The following is a 13,439-nucleotide window of genomic DNA, read 5'->3' on the forward strand; positions in this document are numbered from 1 at the left end:
CTTTAAGCGCTCAGGCGCTGTGACAATGAGTAGATTCCCATGCGGTTGTAAGCCACCTCGAGCAGCATTCGTACGTTGAGGCGGTCAGCGGTATCCAGTTCCTGTACCTTTTCCAGCCGTTCGATACCGGACTCAACCTCACCCATGCGCAGTTGCAGATAGCCTGAGCCTTTCAGTGCCAGCAGGTAAAAACGCACCATGCTGAATGACTGCATCATGCCGTGGGCGAGGATCTCCAGCGTCATCTGGCGCCAGTGGCCGCGGTAGCCGAACAGGCGGCCTGACAGGTTGATGGCGCACTCGGCGGTCTCCAGCGCATCGGCGTAACGGTGCTGGTAGTAATAGAAACGGTAAAGCGCGACATGAACCATCAGGTTATCCGGCGCCAGCGCCTGGGCTTTGAGCAGGTAAGGCTCAGCTTCGCCCTCGCTATAGGCCTCAGACGCCTGCTCTATCAACGCCAGCACGCACTCCTCCGGCGGGGTTTCGAAGTAAAGATCGTTAACATCGAAATCGTGCAGGTCCATCGCTATCCCCCTTAGGAAAAGTGTTGCTGGCCACCGGCGCAGTCTTTCTCGCAGATCTCGCTGGAGGGCGAGCAGTTGGCGTAGAAACTGGCCTGATAATCAGCCTCGAGACGCCCCTCGGTTTCCAGCCGAGCCTCCAGGTTGTCGATCCGTTCAAGCAGGCAGGCAATCGCCCGGCCGACGGGATCTGGAATCAGGTGATGATTAAGATTGATGCCGTGCTCGCCGCTATTGGCGGGCCGGTCAGAAACGATCCGGCCGGGAATTCCCACCACAGTGCTGCCCTCGGGCACATCCTGAACCACCACGGAATTAGCCCCGACCCGCGCATCGCTGGCGATAGTAATGGGCCCCAGCACCTTGGCTCCGGCGCCGACAAGGACGCGATCGCCGAGCGTGGGATGGCGCCGGCCCTTGTTCCAGCTGGTACCTCCGAGGGTCACACCGTGGTAAAGGGTTACATCGTGGCCAACGATGGCCGTCTCACCGATCACCACACAGGCACCGTGGTCGATAAACAGCCGATCACCGATCTGAGCCCCGGGATGAATATCCACGTTAGTGAGCAGGCGCATCAGGTAGGCGATCAGCCGCGCCAGGTAACGCCAGTTCGCACGCCATAACCGATGCGCCAGACGGTGCATGATCACCGCGTGCACGCCCGGATAGGTGGTCAGCACTTCCAGCTTGTTGCGAGCGGCCGGATCACGCTGGAATACGCACCCGACATCCTCTTTCCAAAGGGCGAACAGGCTCTTTCTGGCAACAGGCAATGTGTTGAGGCCGGCGTTCATGGCGGCGTCCTTACTTGCCGGGCCGGCGATGAACCGGGTGGGCCACAGGCACAGTGCGGCCCATAACGAACCCGGTCAGTACCAGATGGCGTTTCATCGCGGCCGCATGCTGATCTTCAGCCTGATGGCGTTTGTTCTCTTCGGTGCGTTCAGTTTCCGGCTTCATAGTGAAGTCCTCCTTCGGCGTTAAGAGTGTTCAAGTGCAATTGCTGCAGCTCCAGGGGAGTCGGAGCCTTTTTCGTGCGGGTGACAAAATCGCGGATCTGCTCCAGCACCCCGGATGCGTTGTCGCGGTCCAGGCTGATGCCAAGCAGTGAATAGGCGTGGATCACGGCACTGGTGCCCGAGTGCTTACCCAGCACCAGCTCATGGGAGCGGCCGAGCAGCACGGGATCGAGGCCCTGATAATTGCGGAAATCTTTCAACAGACCGTCGGTATGAATGCCCGACTCATGGGTAAATACATTACTGCCTACCACGCTTTTCTGGCAGTGGACGGCACGACCGGACGCGATCTCAACCAGGGTGGACAGGCTGGATAACTGGGCGATTTCGACACCAGTATCGATGCCATAAAGCTGATGCAGGCCTACCACGGCCTCTTCCAGCGCGGCATTACCAGCACGCTCGCCAAGGCCATTCACGGTGGTGTTGATGTGGGTGGCGCCACCCATAACTGCCGCCAGCGTATTAGCGGTAGCGAGCCCCAGGTCATCATGGGCATGCATCTCGATCTCAAGATCGGTATGCGCCCGCAGGCTCTGCATCTGGGAAAGGACGGTAAAGGGTTCAAGAATACCCAGGGTGTCGGCGAAGCGAATACGGCGGGCGCCGGCCTTCTCGGCAACGGCAATCATTTCACGCAGGAAATCGAGATCGGCGCGGGAGGCATCTTCACAGCCGATGCAGACATCAAAGCCGAGATCCAGAGCCTTGCGTACCTGACGGTCGATCTGCTCCAGGACCCAGCGGCGGTCACGCCCCAGCTTGTGAGCGATCTGCTGATCAGAGGCGGCAACGGAAAGGTCGACCAGATCCACACCGGTTCCGGCGGCGGAGTAGAGGTCGTTGTCGCACATCCGACACCAGGCCATCAGACGTGCGCCGAGGTTCTCGGCGGCGATGGCGCGCATTACCTCGCGCTCCGCCTCCCCCATGGCGGGGATGCCCATCTCCAGTTCGGGTACACCGGCAGCGGCGAGCGCCTTCGCAATGCGGATTTTTTCTTCCGCATTAAAAGCCACCCCGGCGGTCTGCTCTCCATCCCGCAGCGTGGTGTCGTTAATTACGACCTGGCGCTTGGTGTGCTTCATTTGGCTTACCCCTGTAATCCAACTGGATTGTCAGTTAGACAGGTGCAAACCTCGTTCCACGAAGCTTTATCTTAAATTTCAGTCGCTTAGAAATTTGTAGCTGAGTATAACAAGCCAACAACAAGACAAAACGCGCTGTTTTGTAGCAAAGCGAACAGCCTGGCGAAGAGTCGCCGGTGCAAGTAAAAGCGGCTGCTACAGCGGCCTGTTAAGAATAATCCGGAGCGCTTTGAACGAATCAGCGTTTACGGCGACCGATATCCCGCATCAAGCCGCTAATATCCAGATCCGCAGCTTCGGCAAGCGCGGCGATATCTTTGGGAGGCGAGGGCGGAAAGCTGCTGTGAGAGCGCGCACGCTCAGATTGGCGACGTTTCTTTTCTTCCGCTTTCTTCTCAACCAGCTTCTGAATGTCTTCCAGCTGATCGAGCGAAAACTGCTGCAGATAAACAGTAATATCGTCTTCTTTCATGTGTTAAGAGATGTTGAACCCTGAAGGCGACGGGAGTATCGCCTGAGATAAGATAAATCCTAGTGTAGCGACTAGCGCGCCAACACTGAAGTTTTTTATTCCACCGCCATAAAGTGCAGCCCTGCCCTGCTGCCACGCCTGCTGCAAGCGACCCTATAGGATGGTCGAGCGAACTCCAAGCCTTCTACGAGGCTGGGACACTAAACGGATCAGAGGAGACTCTGGCATAGAAAAAAAGCCTCCTCGATCGCGCCAGTTTATAAGTCGCTAACTGGATACTAAGTGACTATTTCGGAGACTTGTTACAGCAGTGTGGAACATGCCGGGATGAATCCCAGGTGTTGCGATCAGTCATCCGATACCAGCCAAGGCGCAGCTGCGCCAGCCGGCCGTGCTCAAGCCCGGCTCCAGACTGCACCAGCACCTCGATGACCTGATCGAGCTGTAACTGAGATGCATCGTAACGCAGTTCCAGCTGCTGCTCCCCCTGCCAATGGACCGATGCCATGCCGACCAACGCCTCCAGCCGGGACTGAAGTAATTCCTTATCGACGGCTTGCTTAACCAGTTTAAGACGACGTTTGAGAATAAATTCCAGATTAAGTTCCGGTTCTACCTGATTGCTCATAATGCTTACTCCTGACCGATAAAAAGCTGAAACCTTTGCTAAAAAACCTTCGCTTTAGAGTTTCAACTCGCAGGAGGATGCAGGAGTTGGCGGGCATGACCCGGCAGTGGCGATTGCAACGCCTCCTGCTGCCAGCCCCGCGATACCGGAACAATCGGCGTTACAAAACTTTGTGCCGCACGGGCTTTGAGCAGGCAAAACGCCTGGCAGCAGCCCACGGAATGATTGCTGTCACATACACTGGTTTCGCCATCACACTGCCCGGCTTTCACCACAGCGGCTGGCGTCGTGCCGACAATCTGATGGCATGACTGCACCGCCAGGGCCGCCTCCCAGGGGGAAAGCAGCACCAGCAATATCATTAACAGCAGTGATTGCATTGAAAAATGGCGTCGTTTCATCGCCCTCTTCTATCCATTCGCTGTGACAGAACCTACAAAACAGGGGCCGAGGCCCAGGATAAAGAATCTATCCTGGCGACACTGCAAAAAGCTTACCGGCAGCTTTTGAGCATTTTCAGACCAGCACAGTCTCAAACCGGCACGTGCTGGGGCATCGGCAGATTATGCAGCGGGTTTTCATCCCAAAGCGGAATAAAGAACTTGTCTACCGCCTCCAGATCAACCTCGCCGACCGACTTGAACGTCCAGGCAGGCGTGCGATCCTTATCGACCAGCAGGGCACGGACTCCTTCCGGGAATTCGCGATGCAAGCCGCACTGCACCGCCAGGTTCATCTCGGCGGCAAAACACTCACGCAGTGAGAGATACCGGCAGATGCGCAGCTGACGCTCAATAATAAACAGCGACAGCGGACTACCCCGGCTGACTGACGCCTGCGCCCGTTCCAGCCATTTGTCGTTAGTCTCCGTCGCCAGCAGAGCCTCGATCAGCGCCGGCACATCCGGTTGATCGGTGATATCCTGAATCAGGTCGAAATGATCCTGCACCGGTGAGTGCGGATTCATCTGCACCTCGGAGTCGGTTTCCAGCCCTCGCAATACCGTTGAGACCACAGTATCGGCGCTGAGTTTTTCCCAACTCGCTTCCAGCAACAGCTCGAGCAGATCCTGGTAGCGGTCATTGCAGACAAACCGGTCGGCCAGACCAAGAAAGAGCGCATCAGCCGCGTTCACCGGGTTACCGGTCAACGCGAGAAACAGCCCCATCCTTCCGGGCACACGATTCAAAAACCAGCTCGCTCCCACATCCGGAAACAGACCGATGGTCACTTCCGGCATCGCCAGATGGGATCTTTCGGTGACCACACGGTGACTGCAGCCATTCATCAGCCCCATACCGCCGCCCATGACGATGCCATCCGCCCAGCAGATAATCGGCTTGGGAAACATATGCAGCTGGTAATCGAGCCGGTATTCCGCCTCAAAGTAGCGCCGCGGTGCGCCCAGATCGCCATCCTTGATCTGGTTATGCAGGCTGACCACATCACCACCGGCGCAGAAGGCTTTCTCGCCCGCCCCTCGCAACACGACAGCACAGACATCATCGGCGTCGGCCCATTCGGCCAGCCGCGGAGAGAGCTGCTCGATCATCGATTGGCTCAACGCGTTGAGCGAGCGTTCCGCATTAAGCACGACTTCCATCACCCGATGGCCATCGGCCGTGGCGTGGCTATTAACAAGAACTGACGACATGATCCCTCCGCTGGTTATTCGATTTATTCAACGTTCTGCCCTTAATACAGGGCAGATATTCAAACATATCAGAGGCGGAGACGTCGCGGGACGGAAATCACTCCAACGGGTAGCGTGTTTCCTTGAGGCTTTCCTTAATCCGCTTCAGGTGGGACTGAAAATCGGGTCCCCGTCTCAGGGTGACACCGGTGGCGAGAATATCGACCACCACCAGATGGATAATCCGGGAGATCATCGGCATGTAGTTATCGGTGTCTTCGGGCTCTTCCACCCCCAGCACCACGCTGCAATGCTCCGCCAGGGGAGAACCCGGCGCGGTCACACCCAACACGGTAGCACCGCCCTCGCGGGCCAGACGGGCGATATCGACCAGGTCGCGCGTACGCCCGGTATTGGAGAAGATCACGATCACATCACCGGTGGTGGCCGCCGCAGCGACCATACGCTGCATCAACACATCGTCATAAGCCACGACGGGGATATTGAAACGGAAAAACTTGTGCTGAGCATCAAGCGCGATAGAACCACCAGCTCCCAGGCCAAAGAAGTTGATCTGCTTGGCCTGAATCAGTTGATCAACGGCCAGATTCACATCGGCGGGATCGATCCGCTCCTTGGCGATCGACAGGCTGGCCATGGTCGCCTCGAAGATTTTTGGCGTATAGCGCTCCGCCGTATCACCCGGCTCCACGCTGCGGGTTACATAGGGCACGCCGCTGGCCAGGGACTGTGCCAGATGCAGTTTAAAATCAGGAAAGCCCGCCGTATCGAAGCGTTTGCAGAAACGGTTGACCGTAGGTTCACTGACATCAGCCGCCCGGGCCAATACAGCGATAGACGCACGGGTAGCCGCCTGAGGGTCCGCAAGAATGACGTCGGCCACCTTCCGCTCCGAACGGTTAAGGCTTTCCAGTGCGGCGTCAATTTCCTGAAGAAGGTTGTAAGGCGACATGTTGCTCCCTGATGGTGTAAGTCTCTGGCCAAGGGCGGGAATATACCAAACTTGGGGGTTAATTACTCAGAAGCTCAACGAATACCTCTGCACCACCCGATAGCCCGGCTTGTCAGACCCGGGCTAACTCCGCATCGCGGCGATATGCACCATTTCCGTGCATCGAAATAATAATGGACACACCAAGCACTCGAAGGGGGCAGGCCGCGTTTGCGGTGCGCGGTGTGACTTCGTCGCCGAACTTGTTATAAACAGAGGGGCCGGCGTGTTTTTTGTGCTAACTGGCACAAAGATCGCTTTATTCTTTGGACAACAAACCGTCAGGAGACCAGCCGCCAGCCTGAACAGCGCTGCCGGTGAAAACCCCATGACCGATATAACACAGATACCTACGCCCCTTCCGCTGCTGATCCTCACCGATATGGACGGCACCCTGCTCGACCACGATACCTACAGCTTTGCCGACGCACTGCCAGCGCTGGAGCGCTGCCGGGCGGCGGCTATTCCCGTGGTCCCCAATACCAGCAAGACCCGAACCGAGCTTATTGCCCTGCGTGATCGTCTGGAGAACACCGACCCGTTCATTATCGAAAACGGCTCGGCAATCTGTATCCCCGATCAGCAGATCCATCTGCATGGCGAGGAAACCAGTTACGACGAGGGTTTCGTGGAGCTCCCGCTCGGCGTCCCGATCGAAGAGGTACACAAGATCCTCGCGCCGCTGCGAACGCGCTTTAAGTTTGAAACCTTCAGCGACTGGACCCTGGATCAGCTGGTGGCCAATACCGGCCTGCCGCGGGAAGAAGCCGAGTCCGCATGCCTGCGCCGCTACAGCGAAGCATTGCTATGGAAAGACTCGGATAAGAAGAAAGAGGAGTTTATCGAGCTACTCAAACAGCAGGGATTACATGCCCTTCAGGGCGGACGTTTTCTCAGCGTGCTCGGCGCAGAGGCAGATAAGGGCGCTGCGCTGGAGCGACTCAAGCAACTCTACCGCCCGGTACTCGGCGACACACCTACGGTGATCGCACTGGGCGACAGTCACAATGATGAAGCGATGCTCAATGCCGCTGATATCGCGGTTATTATCGCCAACCCCAAGGCCAGGCCTCCCCAGGTTGAAGGCCCCGAAGTGATCTACAGCAAAGCCACGGGACCGGCCGGCTGGAACGAAGTGATTCAAACCCTGTTGGACCGATTTGATGTCGAGTAAGGACATCCGCCAAATAAGTTAAGCCGCGTACAGGAGAAAAGTATGGGCGACTTTTATCAGAATGGTGTAATCACCACCCTGCATAACCTCTGTGACCGACCGGTGGAGGAGCTGGAAAAAGAGTTGACCCATTACGGGCGTCGAAGGCCCATGTCCCTGGTACTTCCCTCGCTCTATTCCGAGCTGGAAGGACCTGCGCTGCCGCGCATTCTGGACGATTTGTGCGAAGTCCCCTACCTCAACGAGATCGTCATCGGCCTGGACCGGGCCAATGAAGAGCAGTACCGCAACGCCCTGGCATTCTTTGACCGTCTGCCTCAGCACCACCGCGTACTCTGGAACGATGGTCCCCGTCTGCGTGCCATCGACCAGCAGCTAAATGAACTGGACCTGGCGCCACGCGAACCCGGCAAGGGGCGCAATGTCTGGTACTGTCTCGGCTACGCCCTGGCCACAGGGCGCGGCGAGTCGGTAGCACTGCATGACTGCGACATTCTCACCTATGACCGCGGCCTGCTGGCAAGGCTTATCTACCCGGTGGCCAACCCCAACTTCAACTACGAGTTCTGCAAGGGTTACTACGCCCGTGTTGCCGACGGGCGCATCAACGGCCGCGTCAGCCGGCTGCTGGTAACACCGCTGATCCGTGCTCTGAAGAAGGTGGTCGGGCCCATGGAATATCTCGATTTCATGGACTCCTTCCGCTATCCGCTGGCGGGCGAATTCTCCTTCCGTCGCGACGTCATGAACGATATCCGTATCCCCAGTGATTGGGGACTGGAAGTGGGCATGCTGTCGGAGATGAATCGTAACTACTCCCACAACCGCATCTGCCAGGTGGATATCGCGCGCACCTACGATCACAAGCACCAGCCCATGTCGGCGGAAAACGCCGAAGCTGGACTGTCGAAGATGTCGATCGACATCAGCAAATCGATGTTCCGCAAGCTCGCCACCCAGGGCGTGGTCTTTAACACCGAGACCTTCCGAACGCTGAAGGCGACCTACTTCCGTATCGCCCTGGACTTTGTCGAGACCTACCGCAACGACGCGCTGATCAACGGTCTGGATTTCGACATCCACAATGAAGAGCTGGCGGTCGAGATGTTTGCCCGTAACGTGATGCGTGCCGGTGAAGACTTCCTCAGCAAACCGATGGAGACCCCGTTCATCCCCTCCTGGAGCCGTGTCATCAGCGCCATGCCCGATGTGTTCGAACGGCTGGTCGATGCCGTCGAAGCCGACACCAAGGAGTTTTCCGCATGAGCCAATCCGACCTCGACGTCCTGCGCCAGCGCGTACTTACCCACCTGGATTTCATCTATCCGGGCAGTAACAACGAGTTGCTCGGCGAGCAGTTGCTCACCGCCATGCAACTGACCAGCCGCTGCCAGCCTCCGGCGCCTCACGAAAACCTCTGGAGCGAGAAGGATGTGCTGTTGATCACCTATGGTGACAGCCTGGTGCGCGAGGGAAAAAAACCGTTGGAGACGCTGAAGCGCTTCCTGCACGAGCACCTCTATGGCTCCGTCTCTGCGGTCCATATTCTGCCGTTTTTCCCCTGGAGTTCCGATGACGGCTTCGCCGTCATTAACTACGCCGAGGTCAACGATTCACTGGGTGAATGGAGTGACGTGGAAGCGATCGCCGGCGAGTTCGACCTGATGTCGGACCTGGTGATCAACCACTGCTCCAGCCGCAGTCTCTGGTTCGAGAACTTCAAGGCGGGTAAGGACCCGGGCCAGGACTACTTCCGGCTGTCATCACCGGATCTGGATCTCTCCCAGGTGGTACGCCCGCGCACCTCGCCGCTGCTGAAAGAGGTCGAAACCATCAACGGCACCCGTTACGTCTGGTGTACCTTCAGCCATGATCAGGTGGACCTGGATTTCGCCAACCCCAATGTACTGCTGGAATTTGCCGGCATCGTGCGTAAATACCTGGACCACGGCGTACGCATCTTCCGTCTCGATGCCGTGGCGTTCCTCTGGAAGGAGCTGGGGACTCCCTGCATCAACCTGCCACAGACCCATGAGATGATCCGCCTGCTGCGGCTGCTGATCGAACACGCCGCACCCGGTGCCATCATCATTACCGAAACCAACATCCCCAATCTGGAGAACCTCTCCTACTTCGGTAACGCCAACGAAGCACACAGCATCTATAACTTCTCGCTGCCGCCGCTGCTGGTGAACACCCTGGTCACCGGCAACAGCTACGCCCTGCGCAGCTGGTTGATGACCATGCCACCCACCCAGCAGGGTACCTGTTACCTGAACTTTATCGCCTCCCATGACGGTATCGGGCTGCGGCCCGTGGAGGGCCTGCTGAGCGAATACGACGTAAACCAGCTGGTACGGACGCTGGAAGGCTTCGGTGCCAAGGTGTCCTGGCGCAGCCTGGCCACCGGGCAGATGCGCCCCTACGAGATCAACGTAGCCCTGTTTGATGCCATGCGCGGCACCCAGGCCGGCGAGGATGGATTCCAGATCGAGCGCTTCCTCTGCGCACACAGCATCATGCTGGCGATGGAGGGACTGCCAGCGTTCTACATACACAGCTTCCTGGCCACGGAAAACGACTACCGCCGCGTTGAGTTGTCGCAGCATAACCGGGCGATAAACCGCCATCAGTGGGATGCGGATCAGCTGGAGGAGAAACTGGCGGATGAGGATAGTCACCACGCCCGCGTCTTCAACCGCCTGAAAGAGTTGATCGCCCTGCGCCGCAAGCAGCGCGCCTTCCACCCCAACGCCTCGCAGTATTCGCTGCAGCTGGGCGATGAGATCGTGGCGCTCTGGCGTCAGAGCATCGATCGCAGCCAGCACATTTTTGCGATCAACAACATCACCAACCGGCCTCAGCAGGTCTCCCTGGCTTCGGTGAATCTGCCAAATGCCAGCCACTGGACCGACCTGATCGGCGGCGAGGTCTACTCCGACCGCTGCGCCACCATCTGCCTCGCGCCTTATCAGAGCATCTGGCTGAGCAATATCTGACTGACCTCTCGCTCTGGGTTGTTTAACCAGAGCGAGAGCCTCTTTTTTAGCTACTTTTACCCCTCATGCCAGGAGCGCCCATCGCGCTCTATCAGGGCAATGGAACCGATCGGCCCCCAGCTGCCGGCGGTATAGGGGCGCACCTCGTCGCCGCTGTCGTACCAAGCCTTGATCAGACCATCGACCCACTGCCAGGAGGCCTCCACCTCATCCCGGCGCACAAAGAGCGACTGGTTGCCGCGCAGGGCTTCAAGAATCAGGCGTTCGTAAGCATCGGGAGTACGCCGATCCTCTTCACCTTCGGAAAAGTTGAGATGCAGCCCGCGACTCTGCAGTGCCATGCGCTTGTCGAGACTCTGCTCCTTGGTGACCACCTGCAAACGTATGCCCTCATCCGGTTGCAGACGAATGATCAGCTTATTGGTGACCACGCTTTTCTGTTTGGGATCGAAGATGTAGTGCGGCTGATTGCGGTAAACCACGACGATCTCCGACATCTTGGTCGGCATCCGTTTACCGGTACGCAGGTAGAAGGGGGTGCCCGCCCAGCGCCAGTTATCGATATTGAGCCGCAGGGCCACAAAGGTCTCGGTGTTACTTTTACCCTTGCTGCCCTCCTCTTCGGTATAGCCTGGGCACCCCTGCCCCTGGATCGCCCCGGCGGTGTACTGGCCACGCACCGCACGTTTGAACACATCCTCGGCAGCAATTGGCCGCAACGCCCTCAGCACCTTGAGTTTCTCGTCACGGATACCATCGGCAGTAAGCTGGCTGGGCGGGTCCATCGCCACCATGCAGAGCAACTGCAGCAGGTGGTTCTGCACCATATCGCGCATCTGCCCGACCTTGTCGTAGTAGCTCCAGCGCCCCTCGATACCGACGGTTTCCGCCACAGTGATCTGCACGTGATCGATATGGTTCTGGTTCCACTGAGAGCCGAACAGGTTGTTGGCGAAACGCAGCGCGATCAGGTTCTGTACCGTCTCTTTGCCAAGGTAATGATCGATACGGTAGATGCGACTTTCATCGAAATATCTGCACACGGTATCGTTGATGACGATGGAGGTTTCCAGGTCGTGACCGATCGGCTTTTCCAGGATGATCCGGCTGGTGTCACTGATCGCCCCTGCAGCACCCAGGCGATGACAGATCTCGCCGAAAAATGCCGGCGGCGTGGCGAGGTAGTTCACCATCACCCGCTGTTCGTGATCGAGCATCTCTGCCAGAGCCTGATAGCCCGCATCCTCGGTAAACTCCAGCTCGACAAAGTCTACCCGCCGCAGAAAATCGGCACAGGCACTCCCCTTGAGATCAGCCGGTTTAACGTAGCGGTTGAGTGTGGCGCTGACCTCATTGCGAAACGCATCGACACTTTTGCAATCCCTGGCGACACCGATAATCCGGGTCTCGGGATTGAGCAGATCATTGCGGTGCAGCTGGAACAGCGAGGGCAGCAATTTGCGCATCGACAGATCGCCACGAGCGCCAAAGAGAACGAAATCGGTGGGGTAGGACTTGTCCAGATCGATCATACCGGGAGTGCTCCTATCTACTGTTCGTTACTTAGACAGTATCACAGCGGTACCAGATGGAAAGTCCTGCACAGCAGCTGGCTGCGCCTTTGTTATACTTCGCGCAAACAGGAAAGACAGGCCGCTATTCAGCCGGCCACAGACAGCCAGGGAGTCAACATGTTCGAACCCTTTACCCTAACGGACCGCGTCCGCTTCTATCCTGGTGAAGGCCAGTTACCGGAGTGTGAACTGAAAGGCCCCGGGGGCCGCGTCAGAGTCAGCCTCCAGGGCGCCCAGGTGTTGAGCTACCTGGCCGCTGGCGAGCAACAGCAGGACGTGTTCTGGATCAGTTCCACCAGCCGCTACCAGGCAGGCAAGGCGATTCGTGGCGGTATCCCGGTTTGCTGGCCCTGGTTCGGCGACCACCCGGACAATGCTGAACTGCCGGCCCATGGTTTTGCCCGCACAACACTCTGGGAGGTGCGCTCCAGCTACGCCGACAACGAGGTCACCCGCCTACAACTGGGCCTGACCGATTCGCCCAGCAGTGAGCAGCTCTGGCCCGGGCAGTTCGAACTGATTCTGGAGATCGAACTGGGCGAGCAGCTGGTGCTGTCGCTTACGACCACCAACACAGGCTCACAGACATTTAATATCACCGAGGCGCTGCACACCTATTACGCGGTGGGTGCTGCAGACAACCTGCGTATCGAGGGGCTCCAGGCCCACCGCTATCGGGATAAGCTGGAAGACTTTGCGGTGAAGACCCAGGAACAGGAGCTTGAGCCCCAGCCCCCGCTGGACCGGGTTTACGATAGCGACCAGCCGGTAACACTGATCGACCCTCTGCTTAAACGCCGCATCCGTATCGACAAGGAGTCCAGTGCATCCACCATCGTCTGGAATCCGGGCGCCGAGATCGCCGCCGGTATGGCCGATGTGGGCAGCGGCGAAGAGAACAGCTTTATCTGTATCGAAGCAGGCAACGCCCGAGAAAGGATCATCCGCCTGGCACCGGAAGAAAGCCACTGCCTGAAAATGGCGATTCAGGTCGAGGCCATGGGCGAGTGAAACCTGCCTGGCTTCGGGCCACTTTGACTCTCCGGGTTTAACTGTTCAGAATACCCGGCGAGTCAGGGAGTTGATGCAGCGGTATTTTTAGTCCGACTGCTGACTCTGAGGCGCGCCGCTGAGCTCTTGTCACTTGCACTTGAAAACAGACAAGAGCGGGTCGGTTTCACCCAAGCAGGTGACCTGTCGACCGCCCCACTCAGCCGCCTCGGATGGCGATCAAACCGGAGCCTAAGCTCCGATCAATCCGTCGATTTCAGCGATTGAATCGACGACGCTAACGCAGAAAACCGTAGGCAAAC

Annotated in this window: 14 protein-coding genes; 4 read left to right on the forward strand and 10 right to left on the reverse strand. The window is 57.9% G+C overall.

All coding sequences use genetic code 11. The features are described 5' to 3' along the window. Positions 1-2: 2 nt before the first annotated feature. The 9 genes from CLV83_RS21745 to CLV83_RS21780 all read right to left on the reverse strand — a co-directional run bounded on the left by CLV83_RS21745 (position 3) and on the right by CLV83_RS21780 (position 6,340). Positions 3-527, reverse strand: a complete 525-nt coding sequence (locus tag CLV83_RS21745; protein WP_132297897.1) for a hypothetical protein — start codon at positions 525-527, stop codon at positions 3-5. A gap of 11 nt (positions 528-538) precedes the next feature. Further along, positions 539-1,321 (reverse strand): serine O-acetyltransferase, encoded by a 783-nt coding sequence (gene cysE / locus CLV83_RS21750; protein WP_132297899.1) that lies wholly within the window; start codon positions 1,319-1,321, stop codon positions 539-541. 10 nt (positions 1,322-1,331) lie between these two features. Then, positions 1,332-1,487 (reverse strand): hypothetical protein, encoded by a 156-nt coding sequence (locus tag CLV83_RS22640; protein ID WP_165900378.1) that lies wholly within the window; start codon positions 1,485-1,487, stop codon positions 1,332-1,334. After that, a complete protein-coding gene (gene nifV / locus CLV83_RS21755) occupies positions 1,471-2,634 on the reverse strand; it encodes a homocitrate synthase (protein ID WP_132297902.1) in 1,164 nt (387 codons plus the stop codon). Before nifV ends, CLV83_RS22640 begins: the two co-directional genes overlap by 17 nt. 238 nt (positions 2,635-2,872) lie before the next feature. Then, positions 2,873-3,106 carry a hypothetical protein gene (locus CLV83_RS21760; protein WP_132297905.1) on the reverse strand — a complete coding sequence of 78 codons (234 nt, stop codon included), beginning with the start codon at positions 3,104-3,106 and terminating at the stop codon, positions 2,873-2,875. A 286-nt stretch (positions 3,107-3,392) separates the two neighbouring features. Continuing rightward, positions 3,393-3,734, reverse strand: coding sequence for a hypothetical protein (locus CLV83_RS21765; RefSeq protein WP_132297908.1), 342 nt, complete (start codon positions 3,732-3,734; stop codon positions 3,393-3,395). A gap of 62 nt (positions 3,735-3,796) precedes the next feature. Beyond that, a complete protein-coding gene (locus CLV83_RS21770; protein ID WP_132297910.1) occupies positions 3,797-4,135 on the reverse strand; it encodes a hypothetical protein in 339 nt (112 codons plus the stop codon). A 131-nt stretch (positions 4,136-4,266) separates the two neighbouring features. After that, a complete protein-coding gene (locus tag CLV83_RS21775; RefSeq protein WP_132297912.1) occupies positions 4,267-5,388 on the reverse strand; it encodes an enoyl-CoA hydratase/isomerase family protein in 1,122 nt (373 codons plus the stop codon). Positions 5,389-5,485: 97 nt separating this feature from the next. Further along, a complete protein-coding gene (locus CLV83_RS21780; RefSeq protein WP_132297914.1) occupies positions 5,486-6,340 on the reverse strand; it encodes a MurR/RpiR family transcriptional regulator in 855 nt (284 codons plus the stop codon). Between the two features lie 367 nt (positions 6,341-6,707). On the opposite strand from CLV83_RS21780, the gene CLV83_RS21785 reads away from it, so the two are divergent. Genes CLV83_RS21785 through CLV83_RS21795 form a run of 3 tightly spaced genes read left to right on the forward strand, consistent with a single transcriptional unit; the run spans position 6,708 to position 10,552 of the window. Continuing rightward, positions 6,708-7,553 carry an HAD-IIB family hydrolase gene (locus CLV83_RS21785; protein ID WP_132297916.1) on the forward strand — a complete coding sequence of 282 codons (846 nt, stop codon included), beginning with the start codon at positions 6,708-6,710 and terminating at the stop codon, positions 7,551-7,553. Positions 7,554-7,595: 42 nt separating this feature from the next. Further along, on the forward strand, positions 7,596-8,819 hold the full coding sequence (locus CLV83_RS21790; protein WP_132297918.1) for a glycosyltransferase family protein: 1,224 nt from the start codon (positions 7,596-7,598) through the stop codon (positions 8,817-8,819). Further along, positions 8,816-10,552 carry a sugar phosphorylase gene (locus CLV83_RS21795; protein WP_132297920.1) on the forward strand — a complete coding sequence of 579 codons (1,737 nt, stop codon included), beginning with the start codon at positions 8,816-8,818 and terminating at the stop codon, positions 10,550-10,552. Before CLV83_RS21790 ends, CLV83_RS21795 begins: the two co-directional genes overlap by 4 nt. Before the next feature lie 56 nt (positions 10,553-10,608). On the opposite strand, the gene zwf is transcribed toward CLV83_RS21795, so the two are convergent. Next, the gene (zwf, locus tag CLV83_RS21800; protein WP_132297922.1) at positions 10,609-12,084 is read right to left on the reverse strand and encodes a glucose-6-phosphate dehydrogenase; all 1,476 of its coding nucleotides are present in this window, start codon (positions 12,082-12,084) and stop codon (positions 10,609-10,611) included. A 159-nt stretch (positions 12,085-12,243) separates the two neighbouring features. Between zwf and CLV83_RS21805 the strand changes: the two genes are divergently transcribed. Continuing rightward, positions 12,244-13,137 carry a D-hexose-6-phosphate mutarotase gene (locus tag CLV83_RS21805; RefSeq protein WP_132297924.1) on the forward strand — a complete coding sequence of 298 codons (894 nt, stop codon included), beginning with the start codon at positions 12,244-12,246 and terminating at the stop codon, positions 13,135-13,137. Positions 13,138-13,439 lie beyond the last annotated feature (302 nt).

Source organism: Marinobacterium mangrovicola (genome assembly GCF_004339595.1).
GTDB lineage: Bacteria > Pseudomonadota > Gammaproteobacteria > Pseudomonadales > Balneatricaceae > Marinobacterium_D > Marinobacterium_D mangrovicola.

Bases quoted from the DNA above. Each gene is read 5' to 3' on its own strand.
- nifV (WP_132297902.1), bottom strand. From the start codon at position 2,634: ATGAAGCACACCAAGCGCCAGGTCGTAATTAACGACACCACGCTGCGG.
- CLV83_RS21760 (WP_132297905.1), bottom strand. From the start codon at position 3,106: ATGAAAGAAGACGATATTACTGTTTATCTGCAGCAGTTTTCGCTCGAT.
- CLV83_RS22640 (WP_165900378.1), bottom strand. From the start codon at position 1,487: ATGAAGCCGGAAACTGAACGCACCGAAGAGAACAAACGCCATCAGGCT.
- CLV83_RS21765 (WP_132297908.1), bottom strand. From the start codon at position 3,734: ATGAGCAATCAGGTAGAACCGGAACTTAATCTGGAATTTATTCTCAAA.
- CLV83_RS21795 (WP_132297920.1), top strand. From the start codon at position 8,816: ATGAGCCAATCCGACCTCGACGTCCTGCGCCAGCGCGTACTTACCCAC.
- CLV83_RS21785 (WP_132297916.1), top strand. From the start codon at position 6,708: ATGACCGATATAACACAGATACCTACGCCCCTTCCGCTGCTGATCCTC.
- cysE (WP_132297899.1), bottom strand. From the start codon at position 1,321: ATGAACGCCGGCCTCAACACATTGCCTGTTGCCAGAAAGAGCCTGTTC.
- zwf (WP_132297922.1), bottom strand. From the start codon at position 12,084: ATGATCGATCTGGACAAGTCCTACCCCACCGATTTCGTTCTCTTTGGC.
- CLV83_RS21775 (WP_132297912.1), bottom strand. From the start codon at position 5,388: ATGTCGTCAGTTCTTGTTAATAGCCACGCCACGGCCGATGGCCATCGG.
- CLV83_RS21780 (WP_132297914.1), bottom strand. From the start codon at position 6,340: ATGTCGCCTTACAACCTTCTTCAGGAAATTGACGCCGCACTGGAAAGC.
- CLV83_RS21770 (WP_132297910.1), bottom strand. From the start codon at position 4,135: ATGAAACGACGCCATTTTTCAATGCAATCACTGCTGTTAATGATATTG.
- CLV83_RS21745 (WP_132297897.1), bottom strand. From the start codon at position 527: ATGGACCTGCACGATTTCGATGTTAACGATCTTTACTTCGAAACCCCG.
- CLV83_RS21805 (WP_132297924.1), top strand. From the start codon at position 12,244: ATGTTCGAACCCTTTACCCTAACGGACCGCGTCCGCTTCTATCCTGGT.
- CLV83_RS21790 (WP_132297918.1), top strand. From the start codon at position 7,596: ATGGGCGACTTTTATCAGAATGGTGTAATCACCACCCTGCATAACCTC.